At 43.1% G+C, this 21,427-nt stretch carries 14 protein-coding genes and 3 pseudogenes; 4 read left to right on the plus strand and 13 right to left on the minus strand.

Going from position 1 to position 21,427, the window contains the following annotated elements; translation table 11 throughout:
• Positions 1-34 precede the first annotated feature (34 nt).
• The 10 genes and pseudogenes from N8A86_RS15855 to N8A86_RS15900 all read right to left on the minus strand — a co-directional run bounded on the left by N8A86_RS15855 (position 35) and on the right by N8A86_RS15900 (position 15,476).
• Positions 35-529, minus strand: a complete 495-nt coding sequence (locus N8A86_RS15855; protein ID WP_273566273.1) for an IS1096 element passenger TnpR family protein — start codon at positions 527-529, stop codon at positions 35-37.
• A gap of 54 nt (positions 530-583) precedes the next feature.
• Complete coding sequence (locus tag N8A86_RS15860; protein ID WP_273566274.1) at positions 584-1,597, minus strand: COX15/CtaA family protein; 1,014 nt, start codon at positions 1,595-1,597, stop codon at positions 584-586.
• A 113-nt stretch (positions 1,598-1,710) separates the two neighbouring features.
• Positions 1,711-3,507: an OmpA family protein gene (locus tag N8A86_RS15865; protein ID WP_273566275.1), complete on the minus strand. Its 1,797-nt coding sequence runs from the start codon at positions 3,505-3,507 to the stop codon at positions 1,711-1,713.
• A gap of 156 nt (positions 3,508-3,663) precedes the next feature.
• The gene (locus N8A86_RS15870) at positions 3,664-4,629 is read right to left on the minus strand and encodes a PorP/SprF family type IX secretion system membrane protein (RefSeq protein ID WP_273566276.1); all 966 of its coding nucleotides are present in this window, start codon (positions 4,627-4,629) and stop codon (positions 3,664-3,666) included.
• Between the two features lie 10 nt (positions 4,630-4,639).
• A complete protein-coding gene (locus N8A86_RS15875; RefSeq protein ID WP_273566277.1) occupies positions 4,640-10,978 on the minus strand; it encodes a T9SS type B sorting domain-containing protein in 6,339 nt (2,112 codons plus the stop codon).
• 213 nt (positions 10,979-11,191) lie between these two features.
• A pseudogene (locus N8A86_RS15880) lies at positions 11,192-12,615 on the minus strand (CCA tRNA nucleotidyltransferase).
• Between the two features lie 213 nt (positions 12,616-12,828).
• Positions 12,829-13,392: an L-threonylcarbamoyladenylate synthase gene (locus N8A86_RS15885; RefSeq protein WP_273566278.1), complete on the minus strand. Its 564-nt coding sequence runs from the start codon at positions 13,390-13,392 to the stop codon at positions 12,829-12,831.
• A 76-nt stretch (positions 13,393-13,468) separates the two neighbouring features.
• Entirely contained in the window at positions 13,469-13,864 is a 396-nt protein-coding gene (locus tag N8A86_RS15890) for a glycosyltransferase family 2 protein (RefSeq protein ID WP_337251638.1), read from the minus strand.
• Between the two features lie 26 nt (positions 13,865-13,890).
• The gene (locus tag N8A86_RS15895; RefSeq protein WP_273566279.1) at positions 13,891-14,427 is read right to left on the minus strand and encodes a glycosyltransferase; all 537 of its coding nucleotides are present in this window, start codon (positions 14,425-14,427) and stop codon (positions 13,891-13,893) included.
• Entirely contained in the window at positions 14,424-15,476 is a 1,053-nt protein-coding gene (locus tag N8A86_RS15900; RefSeq protein WP_273566280.1) for a glycosyltransferase family 9 protein, read from the minus strand. Before N8A86_RS15900 ends, N8A86_RS15895 begins: the two co-directional genes overlap by 4 nt.
• A 161-nt stretch (positions 15,477-15,637) precedes the next feature.
• On the opposite strand from N8A86_RS15900, the gene N8A86_RS15905 reads away from it, so the two are divergent.
• Entirely contained in the window at positions 15,638-16,450 is an 813-nt protein-coding gene (locus N8A86_RS15905; RefSeq protein ID WP_273566281.1) for a glycosyltransferase family 2 protein, read from the plus strand.
• Here the strand turns inward: N8A86_RS15905 and N8A86_RS15910 are convergent.
• Positions 16,432-17,226: a glycosyltransferase family 2 protein gene (locus tag N8A86_RS15910; protein WP_273566282.1), complete on the minus strand. Its 795-nt coding sequence runs from the start codon at positions 17,224-17,226 to the stop codon at positions 16,432-16,434. The genes N8A86_RS15905 and N8A86_RS15910 overlap by 19 nt on opposite strands.
• Positions 17,227-17,321: 95 nt before the next feature.
• Positions 17,322-18,137: a 2,3,4,5-tetrahydropyridine-2,6-dicarboxylate N-succinyltransferase gene (locus N8A86_RS15915; protein WP_273566283.1), complete on the minus strand. Its 816-nt coding sequence runs from the start codon at positions 18,135-18,137 to the stop codon at positions 17,322-17,324.
• A gap of 101 nt (positions 18,138-18,238) precedes the next feature.
• On the opposite strand from N8A86_RS15915, the pseudogene ruvX reads away from it, so the two are divergent.
• The 3 genes and pseudogenes from ruvX to N8A86_RS15930 form a co-directional block, all read left to right on the plus strand.
• Positions 18,239-18,651, plus strand: a pseudogene (ruvX, locus tag N8A86_RS15920) (Holliday junction resolvase RuvX).
• The gene (gene def / locus N8A86_RS15925) at positions 18,648-19,238 is read left to right on the plus strand and encodes a peptide deformylase (RefSeq protein ID WP_273566284.1); all 591 of its coding nucleotides are present in this window, start codon (positions 18,648-18,650) and stop codon (positions 19,236-19,238) included. Before ruvX ends, def begins: the two are co-directional and overlap by 4 nt.
• A gap of 78 nt (positions 19,239-19,316) precedes the next feature.
• A pseudogene (locus tag N8A86_RS15930) lies at positions 19,317-19,745 on the plus strand (DUF5606 family protein); the annotation flags it as partial.
• Positions 19,746-19,906: 161 nt separating this feature from the next.
• Here N8A86_RS15930 and N8A86_RS15935 read toward each other — a convergent pair.
• Positions 19,907-21,412, minus strand: coding sequence for a S10 family peptidase (locus N8A86_RS15935; RefSeq protein WP_273566285.1), 1,506 nt, complete (start codon positions 21,410-21,412; stop codon positions 19,907-19,909).
• Between the last annotated feature and the right edge of the window lie 15 nt (positions 21,413-21,427).

Consider the following 21,427-nt stretch of genomic DNA (forward strand, 5'->3'; position numbering starts at 1 on the left):
GGAGTTAGGGCAGAAATGATTCAAAAATTCGGTATTAATTCCAATTTTCATCAAAATCAAGGTCATCGTAGTTTTCAAAAGTGTCATCAAAATCGAAAGTGGGATCCGCTTCAAATTTTTTTTCGGGGGGTGATTCGGGTAACTCACCAAAACTAAAAAGTACGCTCGGATATGTTTGCCCATCTACTTTTTCAACAATATCGGCAAGTTCTACGAAGAACGTCCACATGCTTAAAAAATCATAGACATAAATGAGCTTTGGCGAATCTTCATCTACGACATCGACTAGAAATGTCTCGTTCATCAATCGTACGTCAGAGCCATTTTCACTCATGTCGAAGAGTGCAATTTCTTCATCTTGCACCCAATTTTCGTCGCAGGTATAGAACGATGCCATTTCATTTCCCAAAAACCCGAATGATTGCGCAATGACATTGTGGAATTCTTCCATAGAACTGTCCGCATCAATTTCGATATCTCGAAAAATATCATCTTCGGCATCCAGGATTATCCTGATTTTGTAAATCATCTCCCTCATTTTTTGAGTGAGGCAAAGGTACAACAATAACTTAAAATGGGCTGATTATTTCGAAAAGCGATGAAGTGTAAAGGTCATTGCTGCCAATAGAAAAAAGGCTCCGATTTGGTGTGTTACACCAAGCCATAGCGGTACCGCATAAACCAAGGTAAATACACCAAGAATGAATTGTAAAGCGACGATGGTCAGTATTGACTGAACGCCGTATTTCTGTGGCAACGTCAAATTTCGGCCTTTTGTTCTGTACCAAATTGCAACGCAAAAGCCGACTACGATATAGGCTAGATATCGATGAACGAACTGCGCGCCGCTCTTACCTTCCAGAAAATTTTTCATCAGTGAGTCATGCTCGATATAGACCGTTTCATGAACTAGTTTGCCTTCATTCATCATCGGCCAATGATTATGAATCCAACCGGCATCTAAACCTGCCACGAAAGCACCCCATACAATTTGAAGTATTAAGAAAAAGAACGTGAAACGAACCAAGTTTCGAATACCTAGCGAAATCTGTTTTCTTTCAGGATATATCAAATCAAGAGCTACCCACAAGCTATAGGCAAAGGTCAAAAAGGCTGTTGTCAAGTGCGCGGCCAATCGGTAGTGGGAAACATCGGGCCGGTCCACTAGTCCGCTTTTGACCATATACCAGCCCAAAAACCCTTGAAAACCTCCTAAAAAAAGAAGTACAAGGCATTTTTTGAGAGTAGCTCCACTCAGTTTTTTGGTTAATAAAAAAAACAGAAAAGGAACGATGAAAACTATGCCGATAAACCTGCCGATGACCCGGTGCAGCCATTCCCAAAAATAAATATCCTTAAAATCCTCAAGTGTAAAATGAGTATTGAGTTTCTGATATTCAGGATATTGTTTGTAGAGTTCAAAAGCCTCGTTCCACTCTTGTTGATTCATAGGCGGTATAGTGCCGCTTATGAGCTTATAGTTCGTAATGGACAGGCCAGAGTGTGTCAGTCTGGTTATACCACCGACCAGCACCATAATAAATATCAGTAAACAACCCGTAAGTAGCCAGTAGACAATAGGTTTATGTGTTTGCATCCAATTTTCTTTTTCAGTGCAAAATTAACACACTTTAGCCAAAGAATACGAAATGATAAGTATAAAAAAGGACGACCTAAGTCGTCCTCTTCTAAAATCCACCCACTAATCTATTACTCTATTACAATGAACTCCGATCTACGGTTTTCTTGATGTTTTTCATCCGGACAGCTTTCTCGGGTCGTACAGTCGTTGGTCAACTGTGTTTCACCAAAACCTTTTCCGGTAATCCTAGTTTCTTCGATACCTCGGTCCACGAGATATTTTACGGTTTCTTTGGCCCTTCTATTTGAAAGTCTGTCATTATATCGCTTTCCGGCTTTAGCATCGGTGTGCGATTGAACTTCCACTTTGATATCATTGAAAATGCCCATGTATTCGATGACCTTGTTCAAGGTTACTTCCGCATCCGGGCGAATGGCCGATTTGTCCAAATCAAAATAAACAGGCTCTAGGTTCAAGAATTTTACTAAATCAGAACCGACCGGAGCGCGACGGATTGTTTTTTCTAGCTCCACCTCGATACCTGAGCTATCGTTCGCATTGACGATGGTAAATATTTCGTTGCCATCGTTGTAGTCTTCTTTTATGGCGGTAATAGTGTAGCTTCCATCCTTACAATCACCGTCCAATGTGAAGGAACCGTCATTTGCTGAAATGGTTTCGGCAACAATTTCTTTTTGGTCGTTCAATATCGTGACTTTGGCGCCAGATAACGGATAGCCTGTTTCTTGGTCCTTTACGATTCCATCGACCGTGGTATTACAAATAAGGTCGATTGGTTCTTTTTCGATAAAACTATAGATATCATCATTTCCGAGACCACCTTCACGGTTCGAGGCAAAATATCCTGTTTTGGAAGATTCATTGACTATGAATGAAAAATCATCCTCCTCGCTATTGACCGGTCCGCCTACGTTGACGACGTAGATATCATCTTCGTTGCCGATTTTAGTGGCGAAAACGTCCAAGCCGCCCAGGCCGGGATGCCCATCGGAGGCAAAATATAGCACGTCAGATTCAGTTACATAAGGAAAGGTCTCACGAGCTTCGGTATTAATCTTGTTGCCTAGATTGACAGGCGTTCCAAAATTTCCGTCCGAATTGATATCGACTACGAAAAGATCCGATTCGCCCAGTGTACCTTCCATATCCGATGCAAAATAAAGTTTACTGTCATCAGCACTAAGTGCCGGATGTGCTACCGAATACGAATCGCCGTTAAACGGTAGTTCAAAGATATCGGACCATACACCGTTATTCATCGTGGCGCGATAGATTTTCAGTCGGCTCACGCCTTCCTCGTCCCTTGAAAAACTTCCATTATCGGAATTGTTTCTGGTAAAATATACCGTACTACCGTCTTTTGTGAAAGCAGTAGAAGACTCGTGGGTCTTTTTGTTCAAAATACCGGAAAGCCTTGTTGCATTGATGAGTTCCCCTTCTTCAGAAACTTGGGCCGTATATAGATTCAAAAAAGACCTATTGTTCCATTTATGTATGATGCGCGCTACGATACCACTATCCCTGGCCGTTGAAAAAACGATTTGGTCATCGTTGAAAGAAGGCGCAAAATCAGATGCCGCAGAGTTGATACCTAAATTCTTGAAATCATATCGCCCTGATTGCTCCCGAATTTTTTCGAGGTAATCAGAATTGTTCAGATACTTTGAGGCGCGCAGATCGTTTTCCGTGGCCGCTTCGAACTTCTTCATCCATTCAGCCGACTTTGCATAATTACCCATCGATTTTAGACTTTGGGCATATCGATACATATATTCAGTGTCGATTTCACCATCGGTTTGAAGTAATTTTTCATACCATATCGAAGCTTCGTCGTAATTGGCGTTCAGGTAATTGGCATTGCCTAAATTCTCAAATACCTCTTTATCGGAATACCCTTTCGTCACAAGATTTTCGTAGCTTTCTATGGCATCTACATACGAATAATCGTTGAAATTATCAGCGGCTTTTTTTCCTTCTTGTCTTGCGCGAAAGTCAATGAACAGACAATAAATAAGGCTCCTATGGTTAATGTTAGTGTTTTTTTCATTTTGAAATGTCTTTTAAAAGAATCTTGGTGTCAATACCCTTTTGTATCTTGTTTTTAGTTCATAACGTAGCAGGACTTCAAAAGAACCGTCGTTAAACTGCGTACCACCCAATTCAGTGGTCTCCTTATCATAGGCCAGACCGATCATAAAGGCATCCGAAAGTTGGAAACCTACAAGTGCACTCAGGGCTGCATCCCATCGATAAGCAGCTCCTAGGGTAAATTTTTCATTGAACATAAAATTAGCGGAAACATCAACTTGTAAAGGTGCTCCACTTACCGCTTTTAATAATGCCGCCGGCTTGAATTTTAAATTTGGATTCAAGTCGAACACGTACCCAGTAATCAAGTAAAAGTTCATGCGCTCGGCCGCCAAAAATGAACTGTTCGAGCTGCTGTTATCGAAATGCTCGGTCTTCAAAAAGTTCGGTACCGAAAGCCCTGCATAGAATTTATCGGTATGGTAATAAATGCCGGCACCAAAATTAGGGGCAAATTTCTTATCAATATTGCTTTGACCAATAATAGCAGCCTCGTTATTATAGTTTTGGAGTTTTGTAAAGTCAACATTCAATAGATGACCACCCGCTTTCAATCCGAACGATAGTTTTCCGGTATCGGAGGTCGGTATCGTGTATGAAAAAACCGCATCGAAGTAGGTATCTTGATTCGTGCCATTTCCTATTTCATCATTCACGATGGAAAGCCCAATACCGACTCGTTCGCTTACCGGAGTATTGAAATTCAACGTCTGGGTATTCGGGGCACCATCAAGGCCGACCCACTGTGATCTGTGTAGCCCAGTTATGCTCAGTACACCTCGCGATCCTGCATAAGCTGGGTTTACCGCGATAGTATTATACATGTATTGTGTATACTGCGCATCTTGCTGCGCCAAGACTCCCCAAGTCGTAATCGTCAGAAAGAAAAGTGTTATGAGGGATTTTTTCACGATATTTTTGCTTTTATATTCTAGCATGGGTTTGTTTTTATCGGTTGACGTACAGGTAGCCGTTCTTGGTTTTATTCTCTCCGTTGTTCACGTAGTTTACGATATAGAAATACACGCCTACCGGCAAGGCCTCGTTCTGTTGAATGGTCGCCCTTCCATTTGAAAACCCTCTAAAGGCATTTCCTGTATTGTCATAGGCATTCGTTTCAAAGACCAGCACGCCCCATCGGTTATAAATCTGTACCGTATTGTTCGGATAGGATTCGATATTCGTAATTCTGAAAACACCGTCGTTGATTCCTGGTTGTACAAGATCCGATTCGAAGATGATATCACACGCTACCCCTGCAGGAGGTGTACCTCCGATTGAACTACAAGGGTCGGCCGGATTCGTACCATCGGTAATCTCTTGCCCGTTCGAGATGGTATCGCCATCACAATCGGCAGTCAAATAATCACCTGATCTTTCCAGAGTAACACTTGGCTCTAAGAAATCACAGGGATCTGATGGGTTTGTGCCATCAGTGGCTTCGGTACCATTAGTTACGCCATCGCCATCACAATCAGAAATCAAGTAATCACCTGAAGTTGCCAAGGAAACATTTGCCGTATTGAAATCACATGGGTCTTCTGGGTTGGTACCATCGGTAATTTCCTGTCCGTTGGTTACGCCATCGCCATCACAATCCGCGCTCAAGTAGGGTTCCCTTTGGGGTTCTGTAATACTTGCTATCTCATAATCACAGGGATCGTTCGGATCCGTGCCATCGGCGACCTCAGTATCATCGAGTACACCATCGCCATCTGAATCAAGACCTTGTCGATAATCCACATCACCGCCAGGCACTTGGGTGTCTGGTAGGGTAGAAGGATCATCGATTTCGTCGTTTACATCGTTGGGGTCATTGTTATCGACACCTTCAAAACCATCGTCCAGACCATCACCATCGGTATCGGTTCCTGCAAAATCTCCTCTTCCACCTTCCATCAGGTCGTCGATACCGTCATTATCGGAATCCGAATCCAAATAATCAGGAATCAGATCTCCGTCGGTATCCTCAGGAACGAATCCTGTGGTATAAGCCGTATCCAATCCGTTTTGTGCGGAGGTACCGTTTGGTGTAATATAACCCACCGTAGGTTGGGCCTCAATATTATCGGGAAGGCCATCGTCATCGGCATCGATATCCAAATAGTCGGGACCGTCGTTTGCATTGCCGTCGGTGTTCGGTGGAGTTAATGGACTTGTCGCTGTGGGATCGTCCAAGCCATCACCATTTGCATCTGTAAAGCCATCGATCTCGCCGTCTGCGCTTGTATCGGTACCGCCTGCTTCGGTCGCATCGGTAATTCCGTCGTTATCAGAGTCGATATCCAAATAATTGGGTCTTCCGTCGCCGTCAAAATCATCTCTCGGCAAAGGTATTCCACCGCCATCCAAGACAGTGAGAGTTGTATTGTCATCGGTATCGATGCTATCGGCAAACCCATCACCATCGGTATCAGTAAAGCTATCGATTCTTCCATTGCCATCGGTATCGGCGCCACCGGCCTCGGTTACATCGGTAAGTCCGTCATTGTCGGAATCCAAATCCAATCGATCGTCCACACCATCATTATCCGTGTCGGGATTTGGTAATGGTGTTCCTGCGGTAGCTGGGCCTATAGGATCAACACTATCAGCCAAGCCATCGAAATCGGAATCCGTGTTAAAAGTGTCAATAACACCATCACCATCTGTATCTGGGCCACCGGCCTCGGTAACATCAGGTATACCATCGTTATCAGAATCCAAGTCGATTCTATCGTCAATACCATCGTTGTCTGAATCAGGATTCGGAAGGTCGTTACCTCCATTATCCGCATCGACTAAATCGCCCAATCCATCATTATCGCTATCGGTAAAGGGGCCATCGCCTATAATACCATCGCCATCGGGATCGCTTCCGCCTGCTTCGGTAACATCGGGAATTCCATCATTGTCTGAGTCGAGATCGAATTTATCGATGATACCATCGCCATCTGTGTCCGTAGTTTCTCCTTCAACAATGTCTAAGATGCCATCGTTATCGTCATCTGGATCTGCAGAATCCGGAATACCATCATTATCATAATCTAGAGCTTGTCTCCAGTCGCGATCTCCGCCGGACAATTGTGCATCGGGGAAGTCGCCCGGTACCTGTCCGTTGGTCGGATCTGGATCAGCGTCATCATTGTCGAAGTTATCATCTAATCCATCACCATCGGCATCGGCATTGGCCGGGACAGTTTCCGGAGTGCCGTCGGCATCGGTATCCCATCCTTCTACAATATCGTTGATTGTATCATTGTCCGAATCCAAATCCCTGAAATCGGGAGTCGTATCGGTATCGGTGTCGACAATAGGGATCGGAGTGCTTCCTACAAAATCGGGATCATATTGGTTGTCGATTCCGTCTCCGTCATCATCCGCGCCCAAAGGAGCTTGGTACGCACCGGTCGGTTGACCTTCAATATTATCCACAATACCATCATCATCGGCATCGATATCCAAATAATCAGGATTTCCATTGCCATCGGTATTCGGAAGGGCCAACGGTGTTCCGCCGGTAACTTCGCTACCGCCACTTCCATTATCGATGTTATCCTGTGCGTCGTTCAATCCGTCGCCATCGGCATCGGTAAATCCGTCTATGATACCATCAAAATCAGCATCGGTTCCTCCTGCTTCATAGACATCGGGAATACCATCGTTGTCGGAATCCCTATCAAAACAGTTGGCGACCCCATCTTGGTCGTCGTCGGCCTGCGTCAAGAACCCGAAGGTCAAGGCCTGAAGGCCGCCACTTGTTGGATCGGTAGTTCTAAAGGTTATTTGTGATACGTTGTTCGACTGCACCAGCGGCACACCAAAATTCGTATCCATAAAGATTACATATGATGTTCCGAGTCCTGTAACCGTAGGGCCTGCACCGGAGTAGGCGACCTGATCGACCAAACTCCAATTTGTACCATTGGTAATGGCCTCATTCGTTTCTCCAGTATCGGAGCTTTCGCCATCGGTAAAAATGACCGATGGATTAAAGGTGTTGCCGTTCGCCGTGGTTCCGACCACTTGAAAGGTTACTTCGAGTTCAGCTCCCCTAGTGGGATCGGTGTTATATAGGGCATAATTATCATCAATATCGTCATATTCGGTTTGCAAAAGTGCTCCGCCGTAGGTCGCAATCGAACTTGGTAAAAAGCCTTTGGCCCCAGCATTGGCGTTCAGTACGGTCAAGGTAATGGTAGAACCGTCGCTTAAATTTTGGGTGATTTGATCTCCAACGTCAATGCCATCGGCAAAATCGCCTACCCAGCCAATAAAGGCGAGTTGTGCCGCTAAATCTCCGGTGCTGTTGTCTGTATTTCCAACGGGATTTGGTTCTGAACATTCCACACTATCGGGAATTCCATCGTTATCGTCATCAAGATCCACGGAATCTTCAACCCCGTCGCCGTCGCTATCTATCGAATTATCGCGATAATCGACTTCTGGATCATTGGGGTTTTGCGTGTTCGGCAAATCTATGGACGGATTGTTGACCGGTCCATCGGGATCGGTATAATCATCACCGTTGTTCAGGGTATCATCATAGCCGTTTAGGCCTACGGGACTATTGGTCCTGCCATCGTTATTGGTATCCAAGGTACCGTTACCGGATTCTATGATATCGGCCAATCCATCGCTATCGGAATCTAGGTCCAGGTAATCGGCAATACCATCAAAGTCGGTATCCTCGGGCGTATCGATACCGTCAGTATCGCTACCTATCGCAGGTATTCCGGTCGCAGGGTCGATAACTCCAATAGGTTGATAAGTGCCGGTCGGTTGTGCTTCGATCACATCAGGAATGCCATCATTATCACTATCAAGATCGAAACAGTTGGCAACTCCATCGTTATCGTCATCGGCCGGTGTCAAAAAACCGATCATCATGGCCTGTTGTCCTTGTGGGGGACCATTCGTCACATCGGTCGTCGTAATAGTCAGTTGGGAAACATTGTCAGAACGCATTAAAGGCACCCCTAGATTGGTATCGGCCAGGGTTACTTGGCCCGTGCCTGTTCCCGTAATGGTAGGTCCGGCACCGCTATATGAGATTTGTTCGACCAAAGCCCAAGGGGAGCCATTGGTCACTGCACCATTGGTCTCACCACTATCGGTGGATTCCGCATCCGTGAAAATGACGGAAGGTTTGAACGGGGATCCGTTTGGAGTGAGTCCGCTTATCTGAAACGTAACATTAAGTTCCGCTCCGCGATCGGTGGGCTGCACATAAAGCGCATAATTTTTGGCCGTATCGTCGTAACTGTTCTGTAATAATGCCCCGGAATAGGTTGCTATCACATTGGGCACAAAACTTTTGGCACCTGTATTTGCGGCGATCACCGTCAAGGTAATTTGTGATCCGTCACTCAAAGTTTGCGTAATTTGGTCGTTCACATCGATACCATCGGCAAAATCGCCACCCCACTCGACAAATGCCAATTGGTTCGCCAAAAGCCCAGAGCTGTTATCGGAATTACCGACATTGTTGGGTTCGGCACATTCGACGCTATCTAGAATACCATCATTGTCGTTGTCAAGGTCTACATTATCTCCGACACGGTCTTGATCTATATCGGTCTGAACAAAAATAGTTTCTGTTAAATCATCGGTATCGGAAATAGGATCGGCTAGATTGTCGGCAGTTGCCGGGCCAGAAATGTTATTTATGATATCAGAACCCGCGGTGCCAGAATCGACAGTAGCCAAAATATCAATGCTGGCAGTGTTCCCATTGCTCAAATCGCCAATTGACCATATTCCATTACCGTCGTTATAAGTGTTGGTCGTTCCGCCTAAGTTATTGGCAGTGCCTGTAAATGTCAATCCAACGGGTAGAACATCAGTGACTTCGACATTCGTAACGTCATCCGGCCCATTATTCGTAACGGAAAGTGTAAAAACCAATGAATTTCCTTCTATGGGAAAGTTTTCGTCAACAGCTTTTGTCGTTACCAAATCTGCATCTGTGGTTGAACTAAAGCAGTAGTCAAGTAGGGGGAAAACTCCGCAGTCCAGAGCAACGAAGCTACCGTTCGACAAGTCACCATCGCCAACGTTCCCTTCCGATTTGTGACCGCCGAAACAAGGTCTGTCGTTTCCAACTTTTTTTACTAAGATATAGTGGCCGGAAACCCCAATGTAGGTTGCGAATTCGGTTCCTTGAACGAAGCCATCAGGAATACGAGGATTATTATATTGAGACCCGGTTCCCGTTAGCATTTGCGAGCTGTTATCGCCCCAAAAATAGGGTGTGCCATCACTTAATATCGCACCTGCTGCTGGATGACCGGGGCTATTGTCCGCAGCATTCAAGAATACCACATTTTCCAAATCGCCTGTGTCGGTCGGGTTTTGGACTATGACCCAAGAAAGTTGGTCTGTAGTGCTCCCGATACCCAATTGTCCGTCTTTGTTCTCTCCAAAAGTATATATTTTGTTATCTATGGGGTTAAGCGCATAGTACGATATGGTATCTCCAGTATCACCACTGCCCGTTATTGCCAGAAAAGTTGCGACACCGGCAAAAGGTGCGGACATTTGGGTAGGCGAATTACGTGCAGAAAAGGCAGTACCATCACCAAGGGCGCATGAGGCTCCCCAAGTATAGTAAGCACCTGATGTGATAACTGCGAAGATTGCATCTTCGGTTACCTTAATGCGCTCAACATTTGAAATTGTAGCTTGATGCCAGTTATTGTCGATTGAGGTAGATCCGTCTCCGAGGATTTCAAAATCGTCGTCGGCCATTATATAAACATTCCCCGTATTTGTCAAAAGTGCGATTGCGCCCTTAGAGGCCGACATATATTTTACATCCGTTGGACTTAGACCAGAAGGAAGGCCCGTCGATGGATTTCCGGTCGGCGCTGTTACTGTCAGCAGCTGAAAAGAAGTACTTGAGGTCAAGGTGCCGTCCACTACCGCATTTTCTTGGCCCCATACATAAAGGCCATCGGTTGCAAGTAGAAAGTTTTGAGGATTGGCACTGCCCTGCAAATCATCGCCCAACGTAGCCAATAAAGGAGTTCCGGAATAAGCGTAGCCATTCGCCGGTGTTATATCAGTAGGGTTGCCGGTCGTAGTGCCATCTGCCAAGGCCTTATCGCCCCATATGCTAAACCCGGTTTCGGTTCTTACTATCGTAGAGTGATATCCCTCTATTAATATTTCCGAGTCATTGGTGAAGGGCAACGATGGACAGCTTCCTTGGGCCAATACAGAATTCATGCTAAGTAATCCTAACAATAATAAAATAGACTTTGCTCCTATTTTAGAAAACAATAGGTACTTGAATACGCTTTTCATGGGCTTTTGGGGATTTCGGTTAGTGTAATTAATTACGTACAGATGTGCGAAAAAGCCTATGGGATGCACATCATTAATAACAAATATAACTTACCACTAATGGAATTTTTAGGATTTGTTGACTGTTAAGAGGAAAATGTATGTGAAAAGAGCAAAAAGTGTTGTTTGTCGATAAGGTATTTTCTTTATTGACTTGATCGATGAAATGCGGCTCTAGAACGAAGTATTTGATTTAAGACCCAATTCTCTACCTTTTTTCAGCATAAATTCCCTTGCGGCTCCATGCTCGTTGGCGATTTCCCCTTCCAATATGGCCTCTTTTATAGCTTCTTTTATGATTCCAATTTCTTTGGAAGGTTTTAAGTTAAAGGCTTCCATGATTTCCTCGCCGCTTACAGGAGGTTGAAAATTACGAACATGATCTCGAGCTTCGACTTCCTCTATTTTTTGACGGACCAGTTTGAAGTTGTTCTTGTACTTGTTTTGTTTTTTCGGATTTTTTGTGGTGATATCCGCTTCACATAAGGTCATGAGATCATCGACGTGATCTCCCGCATCGAACACCAGTCGCCGTACCGCTGAATCGGTCACAAAATCCTCTGAAAGTACTTGTGGTCTTGAACTCATCAAGACCATTTTTTGTACAAATTTCATTTTGTCGTTCAAAGGCATCCGCAGGCGTTTAAATAATTTGCACACCATTTTTGAGCCTACAAATTCATGTGCATGAAACGTCCAACCCAGTTTTTTATGGAATTTTTTCGTTGGGGCTTTTCCAATATCATGTAAAAGGGCGGCCCAGCGTAACCAGAGGTCGTCCGTAGTTTCGGATATGTTATCCACCACCTCCAAGGTATGCCAAAAATTATCTTTATGACGTTGACTCTCAATTTCCTCGATGCCTTCCAAATCGGTTAGTTCAGGGAGGATTAACGGCAATAATCCAGTTTTGTGTAATAGGGCAAAACCTACCGAAGGTTTCTGACTTTCCAAAATTTTGTGCAGTTCGTCAACGATCCGTTCGCCTGAAATGATTTTGATTCTGTCTTTGTTTTCGGTGATGGCCTGTAACGACTTCAATTCGATTTCAAAGCCTAGCTGGGTAGCAAAACGTATGGCCCGCATCATTCGTAAGGGGTCATCAGAATAGGTAATTCGGGGTTCAAGGGGGTGCGTATCAATTTTTTATCAAGGTCGCCCAAACCATCGAAGGGATCTAAAAGATTTCCGAAGTCTTTTTCATTCAGTGAAAGTGCCAAGGCATTTATGGTGAAGTCCCTTCGTTTTTGATCATCTTCCAAGCTTCCATCTTCCACAACGGGTTTTCTGCTGTCGCGATGATAGCTCTCTTTTCTCGCTCCGACGAATTCGAGTTCTTCATCGTCATGTTTCAGCATGGCAGTTCCAAAATTTTTGAAGACCGAAACTTTAGGTTGTCCAGAAAGTTTTGATGCTACTTTTTTGGCTAGGGCTATTCCGCTCCCAACCGCAACTATATCGATGTCTTTTGGGGTTCCCCTTTTCAAAAGATAATCACGTACAAAACCGCCTATCACGTAGCAATCCATGCCAAGTTCTCGTGCAGCTTCGCTCACGATTTTGAATATTGGATTTTTTAGGGCTTGTTTGTAGTTCAAAATTTAAGGTTCAATATTTAAAGTCCAAGGTGGTAAGGATTTGTGAATTTCGTTTCCGGTGGCTTGGGCTTTACCCCTCCGTCTTTTTCCGCCAAAAAGCGGAAAAATCCACCTCCCCTTGCCCTTCGACTGCGCTCAGGATGACAGGGGGGCGAAAGGTTTAGCCATATAAACAAACTCACCAATGTGGCACGATTAACTTTTAACGAATAACTATTCACGAATAATTTTTACCGTTCCATCATTACCTAATTTAATTATAGATGATGGCGTACCGTTTATTTCGTCCCGGCGCAAATTTACCACATAGTCCACGCCTTTTAAAATCGGATCGCTGATTTGTCCAAAATTTTGAGGGGTCGGTTCGCCCGAGAAGTTGGCTGAGGTCGATACGATCGGTTTTTTGAATTTGTTGATCAAATATTGACAAAATTTATCAGATGCCACGCGTATTGCCAAGGTATTATCGCCAGCGACTAGATTCTTGGCAACACCTTTGGGGTGGTCGTAGATTATGGTTGTCGGTTTGGTCGAGAGATCAATGATGTCATACGCCACCTCGGGCACTTTTTCAATATGTCTTTCGAGCATGGCATCATTCGAGACCAGGCATATCAATGCTTTCGAATCTTCACGTTTTTTAAGGGCGAAGACTTTCTTTATGGCATTTTCGTTTGTGGCGTCACAACCAATTCCCCAGACAGTATCGGTAGGGTAGAGAATGAGTCCACCTTTTTCTAGTACCGAAATAGCTTTAATTATTTCTTCTGCAAACATTATTTTCAAGTTCAAGTGTCAAAAAAATTATGAGTTATGAATTTTTAAATTTTCCTCACTCCTCACTCCTCACTGCTCACTGCTCACTGATTACCTGTTTATGTCTTATGGATTTTCCTAAGGGCAGCCCAATTAAAATACGATGTAATAATGGAAAATATTTGGGCTTGACGATGGAGACCAAACCGTATCGCAAGATAAAAAAGAGACGCAAGGCTTGATAATGTAAATAACAATAATTTTTACGGATGACATAGAACATCGAGGTCTTTAGTTCAATTTTTGTCGCAATCGGAATACCCGTTTTATCGATGCTTTTTCCTTGGTAATGCAAATAGGAAACCGAGGGAATAAAATATGTCTTTTTGCCAAGTTTTTTGAGCCGGTAACAAATATCACTTTCCTCGAAATAAAGAAAAATATTGGTATCGAATCCGCCTACCTTATTAAAATCTGACGCTCGAAAGAACATAAAACTCCCATTTACGTAATCAACGGCTATCGGTGCGGTGTAGTTTTTCTTCTTTTTGGTTTTGAATAAACCATTTCAACAAACTTTCTACCAAAAACCTCCCTGGAAAAAGATGTAAAATGGTCGAAACTTACTTCTTTTTGTCCGTGTTCGTTGTGAATTTGTGCTCCGCATACCGCAGCATCCGGCGTTTTTTCCATAAAATCAAAACACGTTTTTATGGTAGTATCCTTTACAATTGTATCGTTGTTCAGAAAAAGATAATATGAAGCCTCGATCTGCTGAACGCCCGACATATTACCTCCACCGAACCCCGTATTGATCCTACTTCTAAAAAGCGATACCTGGGCACTCACCAAGGTTTTGATATTTTCTTCCAGTATTTTGTAATCACTTGCTTCCGAAGCGTTGTCGACAACTATGATCTTGAAATCGACTGCTTGCGGTATTAGGGTTTCGAGAACACTTTGAACACATTTCACAGTGTATTCCGAAGAATTATAGTTGATTATGATTATGGCGATATCGCAACTTGTCTTTTTCATTTGGCCCGCTAAGATCATTGACAATATTTTTTCAAAAATTCAAGCAATGGTTCTTTGAAAAGCTTGGGTTCAAGTGAGGCATACAAGGCGACAATATTCCTCTTTATTTCTTTATTGTCCATTTTTTCGAGCTTTTGTGGATAATAATCCGATAGGTGGATTCCGTAATGAAGGCTTTTATTTTCACTATGCCACGCTCCTTTTATGATGAAAGGACTGAATATGCAAAATGTGGGAACCCCCAATGCTTTTGCCATATTTACGGCACCACCCTCATTACCTATCAGAGCATTGCATTGTGATAAGAGCGCGATAAATTTACGCAATGAAGACGCATAAAAATCCAAATCGATTTGAGCTTTTGTTTTTTCATTGCACTTATTGTAGATGGCTTGCGCCTCCTCTTTTTGACTAGGAATGTAATTGAAAAGTAATTTTGCGTCGACCTGGTCGCAAATGATATTCAATACTTCCGCTATATATTTCGGAGGATACGTTTTTAAACCACTACTTCCCAAAATACCGATCATGATTAATTTTTGATCGGGGTGATTTTTTATGCTTTTGACACTCTCGGAAGCCTCACGAATTTCCGATTCCTTCAAGAATATTTTTGGACTGGTCAAAAAGTTACCAGGTCGATCTAAGATAGGTTGCAAAAGGGCCAAGCGGTTCTCTATGGCCAAAGGAATTCTTCCATCCGGATTAAGATTTTCAACTACCGTATGGGTATATATCCATCGGGTATAGCTTTTGTAATGTGAGATCTTATATTTTGATGTAGTAAATAGTGAAATCAAGTTGCTCTCCAACTTTCCGTAAGCATCGATGACGGCGAAGTATTTTTCTTTCCCCAAAGATTTTAAAAATTTATAAAATGCCCACTTGCTTTCCCTTAACTCATTTCCAAAAATGATGACCTTATCAATATGTGGGTTGTTCAGAAGTACGGGCAAGGTATTCTCATAGGCCACAAAATGGACCAGTGCATCGGGAAAATGGTATTTTATACTTTCGCAGATTACCGTACTGGCCAAAACATCACCGATCATTTTTTGCTGTATCACAAGGAATTTCATTTTGGCCAACGAACTACGATTATGAATTGCGCCAAATATAGCCAATTTGAGTGCATCCTGTCGAAAAATGGCTCATTTCCTTTTGAAATCCATGGAAGATCTTATGCAAAAAACTACATTTGTAAAATGCCTAAAATTCCAGAAAATAGATGAGCACGGTAAGTGTTATCGTAAGTACATATAATAAACCGGAGTGGCTTGCAAAAGTGCTGTGGGGTTTCAATTGCCAGACGTATAAAGATTTTGAGGTCATTATTGCGGATGATGGCTCAGGCCCAGAAACGACTCAAATGATCGATGCTATGCGTGACCAGGTTTCTTTTGAAATGAAACATGTTTGGCAAGAAGATAGCGGCTTTCAGAAATGCCGTATTCTCAACAAGGCAATAGCGGCCAGCACGACCGATTACATTTTAATGACCGATGGGGATTGTATACCGCGGGAAGATTTCGTTCAGGTGCATTACATCAATAAAGAACCGGGTACTTTTATTTCAGGAGGATACTATATGTTGCCCATGAATATTTCATTGGCCATTACCCGAGAGGATATCGAAAAGCAAAACTGCTTTAACATACAATGGTTAAAGGAGAAAGGATTGCCCAAGACTTTTAAAAACAATAAGTTGACCGCCAGAGGGTTCATTTCTACGCTCTTCAATACGTTTACCCCAACCACAGCGAGTTGGAACGGTCACAACTCTTCAGGTTGGAAAAAAGATATTCTCAACGTAAACGGTTTTGATGAACGGATGCAATATGGTGGCGAAGACCGAGAATTTGGCGAGCGATTGATGAATTTTGGGGTCAAGACGAAACAGCTGCGCTATAGCGCGGTTTGCGTACATTTAGATCATGAGCGCGGATATCGAACTCCTGAAGCCATTGCCAAAAATCAAGTGATTCGAAAAGAGGTCAAGCAGAATAAAAGTGTTTGGACGTATCACGGCATTACCAAATAATAGGCAAGCTCGTTTTTCTTTTCCAACTTTTTGAGTTCTCTATAACGTTCGTAGTCTCCTAATGCATTCAGGTATGAAATGGTGATTCCTTTTTTTCCATCCAAAATACCCAAGCGCAGAACATAGTGATGAAAGAATTTCCAAACGGGTTTAAAAACTAATGAAAAATAGTTGAACCGCTTCTCTCTGTAAAAAGCTTCTTTGGCCTTAAGACGTCCGTATTTCAACATTTTCGATTTATAGTCTTCGTAGTTTTTATAACAATAATGGGTCAACTTCTCTTTCAAAATACCTGATGCACCATCGACGTTCAAGGTCTCATGAACGATTTTCTTATCAGAAAATTTGGCTTTACTTTTTCTAAAAAGTCTGTAATTTTTATCTGTCTGCCAGCCACTAAAATTCAAGACACTATTCTGGAACATGAATTTTCTGTAGAACCAATAAGCGACAAACTCGGTATCGCTATTGACCGTAGCTACAATTTCTTCTTGTAATTTTTGAGAAACCACTTCATCGGCATCTAAAAACAGCACCCAGTCATTGGCAGCCTGTTTAAGAGCAAATGATTTTTGTGCAGTGAAATTGGCAAAAGGATGTTGAATAACCTTGACCTTCGGGTGATTTTGTAAATATTCATAGGTGCCATCGGTACTATACGAATCTACGACGATGATTTCGTCGGCAAAAGTGACCGATTCGATACATTTTTCAATGTACCCCATCTCGTTAAAGGCAATAATTAAAGCCGAAATTTTCTTTTTCTGGTAACTCATATTATAATAGAATCAGTAGGTTTTTTTAGTCTGGTCGACAGGATAATAACTAAAAAAAAGTAAAAAAGTATACTTTACCATAAAATTCCTACAATCTATACCGCAACATCATATTCGCGAAGGGCATCGTTCAAAGAAGTTTTTTTATTGGTGCTCTCCTTTCTGGTTCCAATAATCAGGGCACATGGAACTTGAAAATCACCAGCAGGAAATCTCTTTGTATAGCTCCCTGGTATAACAACTGAACGTGCCGGAACCCTACCTTTTATTTCAATAGGTTCGTCTCCGGTCACATCGATAATTTTTGTCGAGGCGGTCAAAACGACGTTGGCCCCAAGTACGGCCTCACGTTCTACACGTACGCCCTCCACCACGATACACCTGGATCCGATAAACGCATTATCCTCAATAATCACCGGTGCCGCCTGTAAGGGTTCCAATACGCCACCGATCCCAACTCCGCCACTCAAGTGTACGTTTTTACCTATTTGCGCACAACTGCCGACGGTTGCCCAAGTGTCTACCATGGTGCCTTCATCAACATAAGCACCAATATTGACATAACTTGGCATCAAAATAGTACCAGAGGAAATATAGGCACCGTGTCGGGCCACGGCATGAGGCACCACTCGAATTCCTTTTTCCGCGTACCCTCTTTTTAAGGGAATCTTATCATGATATTCGAAAATTCCGACTTCGAGCGTTTTCATTTTTTGAATGGGAAAGTAGAGCACGACCCCTTTCTTCACCCATTCATTGATCCGCCATCCGTTATCAGACGGCTCGGCACAACGAAGTTTCCCAAGATCCAGTAAGTCGATGACTTCCCGTATTGCTTCCTGGGTGGTATTTTCCTTTAAAAGTTCACGATTTTCCCAGGCATTTTCGATGGTTTCCTGTAGTGCTTTCATATCATGTTAAAATTTCCGCAAAGATACGGGCTTGTGCGAGAATTCATCCATCAATTTCGGGCATATAACAATTTTAGGTTTATTTTTGCCAAAAATTTAATTTGGGAAGGATTTTGGCTTTGGATTATGGAAAAAAAGAACGGGAATTGCGATTACCGATGAATTGCAATTGATCGCATCCGGGCTTACCACCGTACTGACCCATGACGTGTTACGTTATTTAAAGGAATATACCTCGGCTGAGAATGTGGACCGATTCATTGTTGGAGAACCAAAACAAATGGACAATACACCATCAGAATCGGAAGTCCTGATAGGCCCCTTTTTAGATAGACTTAAAAAAGAATTCCCCCAAATACCTATTGATCGGCAAGATGAGCGTTTTACCTCAAAAATGGCGTTTCAAACCATGATCGATAGTGGACTCAATAAAAAGCAGCGTAGAAACAAGGCGCTAGTAGATGAAATCAGTGCGACGATTATTCTACAGGCATATTTAAATAGAATAGCATGATATTACCCATTGTCGCCTATGGCGATCCGGTTTTACGAAAATTGGCAACCGACATAGACACCGATTATCCTAAATTGAACGATTTGTTGGCCAATATGTGGGAGACCATGTATAATGCCAACGGAGTAGGGCTGGCCGCACCACAAATCGGGCTTCCCATACGATTGTTTTTGGTAGATACCAGTGCCTTTGCTGATGATGAAGATCTTTCCTCAGAAGAGCGAAAAGTATTGAGTGGATTCAAAAAGGCTTTTATCAATGCAAAAATGGAGGAAGAGACCGGCACGGCATGGGCCTTTAACGAGGGGTGTTTGAGTATACCCGACGTCAGGGAAGACATTACACGGCAAGATACCATAACCATTTCATATCTTGACGAAGATTTTAAGACCCATACCGCGACCTATGACGGACTTTTGGCAAGGGTCATTCAGCACGAGTACGATCATATCGAGGGAATTTTGTTCACCGATAAACTTTCATCCCTGAAGAAACGATTGCTCAAGGGCCGATTGAACAATATCTCAAAAGGGAAGATAGACGTGGATTATCGCATGCGATTTCCTGCGGCAAAAAAAGCAAGATAATGAGACCTCATTATCCAAGGAAAAATATAATATTTGATTTCCCATTACCAATAGGAACTTGAAAAATATAAACGCTATATGAGTCTAGATAAAATTTTGTCGATTGCCGGAAAACCGGGACTGTACCGATTAGTAACCCAAACACGCTCCGGTTTCGTCGCCCAGTCACTTTTAGATGGAAAGAAAATCACGGTGGGCATTCGCAGTAATGTGAGCGTACTTTCGGAAATCGCTATCTATACTTTGGAAGAGGAAGTGCCACTACGCGAAGTATTTCTTAAGATACAGACCAAAGAAAACGGTAAGAAAACTTCAGTTGCCCATAAAGACGAGAAAATTAAATTGGAAGAATATTTCTTCGAGGTATTGCCCGATTACGATGAAGATCGCGTCTACGCCAGTGATATTAAGAAGGTAATTCAGTGGTATAATATTCTTCAAGAGAACGGTATTACCGATTTTGCCGAAGCAGCGGAGGACTCAGAAACCAAAGCAAAACCGACCGAAAAGAAATCGGCCGAGAAAAAGCAGGGCATGGAGAAAACAGTTTCAACGAAAACATCAAGCCAAAAGACTTCTGGAAAAAAGGTAACCCAGAAAAATCCTGCTGCGAAAAAGAAATAAGTACAGAACGCAAATTTAATAGCGAAGTTCCTCTCCTTACTTCTTTACTTCGAAGTTTCCAAAATAAATTCTGAAACCTCTTTTTTAAATTGCTCCAATGAGGGTTGATGGGTGTACATCATGTGACCTGCCTCGTAATATTTCATAATAATATTGTCCTTGATTTCTTTTTTAAGACCCAAATGGTTGATAGAATGCTCTACTCCGTAGAAGACGGTAGCGATGTCATAGATTCCGTTCAATATTAGAACTTTCATATTAGGATCACGTGATAACGCTTCGGCCATATCGATACCGGTGTTAATGGCCGCTTGGGTACCCCAACGTTTGTTTCCTTCATGTTCCCAATCCCATTTGAAACCTTCGCGTCGACCTGCGGTGATGGAATAAGTGGTTTCTTTGTTCACGTTAAGGGCTCCGTAGAAATAATCTAGGAAACCTGCGATATAGGCGGGAGAAATGGCAGCACTCTGGGGGTCATGGCTTCCTTCTTGCGAAAGTAGATCTTGGTTGATTCCGGTAAAACGGGAATCCAATCTACCGACGATTTGACCTTCGTCCCTTAAAAATTCTGCAAAATACTCACTGGCCGTTACCCGAAGATCGGCCTTTACCCAATAATCAGCTTCAGTACCTGTATAATTGGCGAGTTTTTCGGCAACGGCTTTTTTATCCGCTTCTGAAAGTTGGTCGCCTTTATAGAGTGCGGGTACGTATTCGTTTTCGGTAAAACTACGGACATCGTCTAGAAACTGATAAACATCCTCGGGTTTGTTCGCAACCTTATCGTGGTACCAAGCGGTAGCCGCATAAGTCGGGAAATGGGCAATGAAGGGCATATCATCCCCCGGAGGAAATACTAGGGTGCGTAGGTCGAAAACGGCTGAAACCATAATGACCCCGTTCATAGCGATACCTTGACCCAACAATTTGTTCATCAAGCCCGCATTTCGAAATGTACCATAACTCTCACCCAATAAGTATTTTGGACTGTTCATACGATTATTGGCAATTAGAAATTGTGTGATAAAAAGCGAAAGACTACGAATATCTTGATCCACGCCCCAAAAATCTTTGAATTCCGCCTTTCCGATGGGAATGCTCAACCCTGTGCCCACAGGATCGATCATGACCAGATCGGCCACATCGAGAATCGAAAAATTATTATTGACCAATTGATAGGGTGCTGCCGGGGTCGATACAGGGTCGTTTACGACTATACGTTTCGGTCCCAGCACCCCCATGTGCAACCAAAACGAGGAGGAACCTGGTCCGCCGTTGTAGGCAAAGACAATGGGTCGCCTATTGTTTCTGGTTTTGGATTCTTTGGTGTAGTACGTGTGGCCCATCAGCGCAATGGGTTCGTTATTCTCGTCGCGAACTTGAAAGGTGCCGGCCTGAGCGGTTAGGTAAATGGTATTGCCATTGATGTTAACACTTTGCATGGTGCTAGAGACTTCCGCCTTGGGCAATGTGTCATTTTTAGTTTGAGAATGTCCCATAACTAGAAAGGTGAGTAGGGTCATGGTGAGTACTATTTTTTTCATCATCTGAGTTTTTGGTTT

The organism is Maribacter halichondriae (genome assembly GCF_027474825.1).
In the GTDB taxonomy this organism is placed as follows: Bacteria; Bacteroidota; Bacteroidia; order Flavobacteriales; family Flavobacteriaceae; genus Meishania; species Meishania halichondriae.